This window comes from Streptomyces sp. NPDC058964, from assembly GCF_042741275.1.
In the GTDB taxonomy this organism is placed as follows: Bacteria; Actinomycetota; Actinomycetes; order Streptomycetales; family Streptomycetaceae; genus Streptomyces.
Genome location: NZ_JBHYKH010000600.1, coordinates 1 through 5,078, shown reverse-complemented (window position 1 = coordinate 5,078; position 5,078 = coordinate 1). Strand labels below are relative to the sequence as shown.

The following is a 5,078-nucleotide window of genomic DNA, read 5'->3' as shown; positions in this document are numbered from 1 at the left end:
CGGCTTGTCCCCCCATGATCTCGCGGCACTTCTCGACGTCCTCGCCCATCTGGTCCAGCAGCGCGTCCAGCGTGTCGAACTTCGCCTGCCCCCGTACGAAGGCCAGGAAGTCGACGGCGACGTGCAGCCCGTACAGGTCGAGGCCCACTCGGTCGATCGCGTACGCCTCCACCGTGCGCTCGGTGCCGTCGAACTGCGGGTTCGTACCGACGGAGATCGCGGCCGGCATCGCCTCGCCCTCGACGTGGAGGTAGCCGGCGTAGACGCCGTCGGCGGGGATCGCGGTGTGCGGCAGCGTCTCGACGTTGGCGGTCGGGAAGCCCAGTTCGCGGCCGCGCTGGGCGCCGCGCACGACCACGCCCTCCACCCGGTGTGGTCGGCCCAGGATCTCGCGGGCGCCCTCGACGTCGCCCTCGGCGACCAGGCGCCGGGTGAGGGTCGAGGAGAAGGGCTCGCCGCCGCCCGCCGCGCCGCTCACGTACAGGTCGACGACCTCGACCTCGAAGTCGTACACCTTGCCCTGCTCGGTGAGGAAGTCGACGTTCCCCGCGGCCTTGTGCCCGAAGCGGAAGTTCGGGCCCTCCACGACCGCCTTGGCGTGCAGCTTGTCGACCAGGACCTTGACCACGAAGTCGGCGGGGGTGAGCTTCGAGAACTCGGTGGTGAAGGGGAGGATGAGCACCGCGTCCACGCCCAGCTCGCCCATCAGCTCCGCGCGCCGGTGGTGCGGAGCGAGCAGCGGCGGGTGGCTGCCGGGGCGCACGACCTCGCTCGGGTGCGGGTCGAAGGTGACGACGACGGAGGGGATGCCCAGCTCACGGGCCCGGTCCACGGCGTGCTTGATGATCAGCTGGTGGCCGCGGTGGACTCCGTCGTAGGAACCGATGGTGACGACGCTGCGCCCCCAGTCCTGGGGGATGTCCTCCAAGCCACGCCAGCGCTGCACTGTGACCGCTCCTCGAACCCGTGTCCGTGTCTACCGACCTGTTACGCAGGTCTAAGGGTGCCATGCCGTGCGCCGCCGTCCGGCATCGGCATGGGGGCTGTGACAGGGCGCACGTGCGGAGCCGGGGTCAGGCGGGGACCCGTACGCCCGCCAGGTTCCCGATCATGCGTCGTGTGCTGGGCCCCACCACGGCGGACCACTCCTCCGGGGTGTCGGTGAGCCAGCGGGCCATCAGGGCGGCGAAGCCGGGGACGTGGCGGCCCAGGTCGACCAGGCCCCGGTCGAAGCGGGTCGCCCCGTCCGGGGTGCGGACGAGGAGGAGGCCGGTGCGGTGCACGAGGTCGCAGAGGGCGTCGTCGTCCTCGTCGCCGGCGTACGCGGCCGCGTGCAGCAGGGCGTCCAGGACGGCGGGGTCGCGCTCGTGGGTCAGCAGGAACTCCACCAGCTCCCGCCGCAGGGGGCGGGAGGCGGGGGTGCCGGGGGTGCCGAGAACGGCCGCGAGGGCCGCCCGCACCCGCTCGGAGCCGACCTCCAGGAGGCCGGTGACCAGCGGCAGGAGAACGGCCCGGGCGGTGGGGCCCTGGTCGAGGCCGCGGTCGACGTAGGCCGCCACATGCCCCGCGGCCTCCGGTCGCAGCTCCACGGCCTCGCGGACGAGCGCGGCGACGCGGCGGGCGAGCGAGGGAGTGGTGACCTCGGCGAGGGTGCGCAGGGCCTCCCCCGCGTCCGGCCCGACGCGCACCCGGGCCCGGAAGGCGTCGAGGACCGGGTCCGGGTGCGTGACCAGGGCCGGGACCAGGGCGCTCGGCGGGAACTGGGGGTCGCCGGACGCGAAGTGCCGCAGGGCCTGGGGGAGATGGCGGGCGCGGGTGTGCGGGTCGCGCACGAGGAGGGCGAGTGCGCCGCCGTGCAGGCTGGAGTCGGCGGGACGGGCGAGCAGGGCGAGGGCGGCGTAGCGCAGCAGCTCGCGGTCGGCCTCGGTGCCGACGTGGGGTGCGGCACGCAGCCCGTACGCCACCGCGGCGACCCGGCGGGCGGGCCGCTCGTCGTGCGCCCAGCGGTCGACCGCGCGGCAGACGGCGGGCGTCTCGTCCTCGGCGAGCACCGCGAGGAGCTCGTCGGCGCGTCGGTGGGCGCTGCCCACGAGCACCTCGGTGAGTTCGTCCAGGGCCCCGTGGCGGTGGGTGTGCAACAGCGCCTGCGCGGCCGTGGCCACGGTGGCGTACGGCGTCGCGGGCAGGGGCCGCTCGTCGTCGAACCAACGGGTCAGGTGCGGCTGTACGGCCGTGGGCTCGGCGGCGAGGAGCCGGGCCACGGCGTCGAGGTAGCGGGTGGTGTGGGGCCGGGCGGTGGGGCCGGGGTGGCGGGCGCCGCCGGGGAGTGCCGCCGGGGCCCCGGTCTGGCGGACGCCGGTCCCGGGACGGCGGCCTCCCCTGGTGCGCCAGCCCGCGAGTGCCGTGTCCTCGGCCGCCCCGCCGTTCTCGGGCGGGGCCTCGTCGGCCAGGACCAGTCGGCGCAGCAGGTCGAAGCGCCGGGATTCCGGGAGGTGCAGGCCGGTCCAGAAGGAGGGGCCGAACTCGGCCGGGACGGGGCGCTGTCGGCGGCGCCAGGCGACGATCCGGTCGGCCAGCAGACGCAGCACGTCGGTGTACGGCTTCGCGTCCGGCACCCGCAGCAGGGCCTGGGAGAGCAGCCGGGCGGCCCACCAGGCGGACGGGTCGGCGTCCAGGGCGTGGATCAGCTCTTCCATACGGCGGGCGAGCCGGCGGGCGCCGTGCTGACGGGCGACGAGGAGCAGGGCCTGCAGGACGGGTCCGACGCGGTGGTGCGGGACCGGTAGGAGGTGGGGCCCCTGCGGGGCGCGGCGGCGGTGGACCAGGGCGTCCAGGGCCTCGTCCAGGTCGAGGTGCATGCCCTGGATCCAGTCGGCGAGTTCCTCGTGGGCGAAGCGGTAGCCACCTCCGGCCGGAACCAGCAGGCCCTCGGTGAGGACGGCGGAGGCCCAGCCGGAGCCACCGCCCAGCCGCGCCGGGGCGGGTCCCCAGGGGAACACCGCCTCGAAGGTCTCCCGGTCCAGTTCGCCCTGGCCGGCGCCCAGGCTGCGCCGAGCGGCCTCGTGGACCTGCCCGGAGACCCGGGCCGCGAGGCGGCGGACGGCCGTACCGCGCAGACCGTTCTCGGCGGCGAGCCGGACCGCGATGCGCAGGCACATCAGGTCGAGGTAGGCGGAGAGGACGTCGTGGCGGTCGAGGCCGGCGGCCTCGGGGGCGTCCGGGAGTGTGGCGCGGACCTCCGAGAGGAGCCGGAGGGTGAGCGGGTGGCGGGCGTCGCGGTCGGTGAGGAGGCCGTCGGGCACGCCGTAGCGGGCGCGGGCCAGGTGGGCCTCCTCGGCGGTGAGGTCGGTCAGCTGGACGTGGGGCGGCAGGGGGCACGGGTCGTCGTCGGGGCCGTACGGGTGCAGCAGTTCCCGCGGGAACTCCGCCCCGGCGCTCTCCCAGTACTCCTCCCGGCACGCGACCACCAGCCGCGCGCCGGTCGCGCGCAGCCAGGCCGTTGTCCCCTCGGTCCACTCGCGCAGGTGGTGGGCGAGGACGGGTGGCATCTCCTCCGGTCCGTCCAGGAGGAGCAGCAGGGGACGGCCGGCCCGTCCGGCGAGGCGGGCGAGGCGCTCCGGGGTGAGGTCGCCCAGGTCGTCGGGGCTCAGGGAACGGGAGGCGGCGACGATACGGGCGGCCCGTTCCAGGGTCCGGCGCGCCGCGTCCGCCACCGAGCCGTCGTCGTCCTCGAGGTCGGCGCCGCGCAGCCACAGGGTGGGTGCCGGTGCGGTCCCGCGGTTGCGGCGGGCGGCGAGGGCCGCGAGTTCCGTCGTACGCCCGCTGCCCGGGGGGCCCACCAGGCCGAGCACGGTGCCGCGGCCGGCGGCGAAGGCGGCCAACTCCCTTACGGTCTCGCCCCGTTCGACGGGCTCCACCGGGCCGGGACCGGCGGCCCCGGCGCGGCCGACGTACCCGGCGAGCGCTCCCGGCGGCCCGTCCTGTCCCACCGAAGTGGCCGTGAGCTCCAGTACCCCCGCCAGATTGAGGTCGGCACCGTAGGCGGGCACGGTCGCGGCGTTGCGGGCGAGCAGTTCGGCGAGCGGACCGTGATCGGCGGAGGCCTCTTCCGTGCTGGCGGAGCCGGAGGCCCGGGAGCGCAGCGGCACCGCGAAACCGGCGTCGCGTCGGCCCGACTGGAGTGCCGTGCCGAGGACGCCGAGCACGGCACCCGTCTCGGCGTCGAGCACCGGTCCCCCGGCCGCCCCGCCGCCCAGCCGCAGCGCGTCCCGCCCCGCCGTGCCGATCGCCAACTCCAGTGCGTCACCGAGGAGATGGAAGCGGTCCGTGGCCGCGTAGGTCACCTGGGCCGAGCCGAGCACCCGGGCCTCGCGCCAGCGGCCGGCGGCGATCCGCACATATGCGCCGGTTCCGATCCGGTCCCGCACCGTGATCGGGAGCGGGTCCAGGCCGAGGCCCTCGGTGCGGACGAGGGCCAGGTCGAGGGCGGGCAGCGGGGTGACGGCGTCGGCGGCGACGAGACAGGTGCGTTCGCCGGCGGCGTGCAGGACGAGCCGGGGCAGGCCGTCGACGGCCTCGTGGCTGGTGACGAGCGTGCCGTGGTGGTCGGCCAGGAAGCCCGTGCCGCGCGGACGGCCGGCCAGGTCGCGGATCTGCACCAGGCACTCGTCCAGGGACCGGTCGGTTCGGCCGTTCGATCCCTCCGCCGCCTCCCGCGCACCGCCGGCCGGCCGGCGGCTGCCCCCGGTCCGCGGGCCCCTTACCGCCATGGTCGAACCTCCCAGCTCGTACATCCGTGCCCTGCCTTCGACGGTAGGTGCGGAATGATCAGCGGGACAGATCGAGCGGTGAAAGCGCCCCCTTCCGCTCCCCCGGTTCACTCCGAGCGCCTGCTCGGTCGGGTGAATAGGCGGTGGCGGGTGGATACACCCTAGGGGTGGGGGAACCGAGGGGGGACCGGGGGGGGCGGGGGGGGGCCGGGGGGGGGGGGGGCGCGCCCCCCCCCCCCCCCCCCCCCCCCGCGCCCCCCCCCCCCCCCCCCCCCGCCACCCCCCCCCCAGGCGCGGGGAGCCGCGGAG

General features: G+C 76.3%; 2 protein-coding genes. Both read right to left on the bottom strand.

The window, feature by feature from the left end; all coding sequences use genetic code 11:
- The coding region (locus ACFW2E_RS41190) for a bifunctional riboflavin kinase/FAD synthetase (protein ID WP_384475549.1) at window positions 1–946 on the bottom strand (946 nt) is incomplete at its 3' end.
- Between the two features lie 127 nt (window positions 947–1,073).
- Entirely contained in the window at window positions 1,074–4,793 is a 3,720-nt protein-coding gene (locus tag ACFW2E_RS41185; protein WP_384475546.1) for a trypsin-like peptidase domain-containing protein, read from the bottom strand.
- Window positions 4,794–5,078 lie beyond the last annotated feature (285 nt).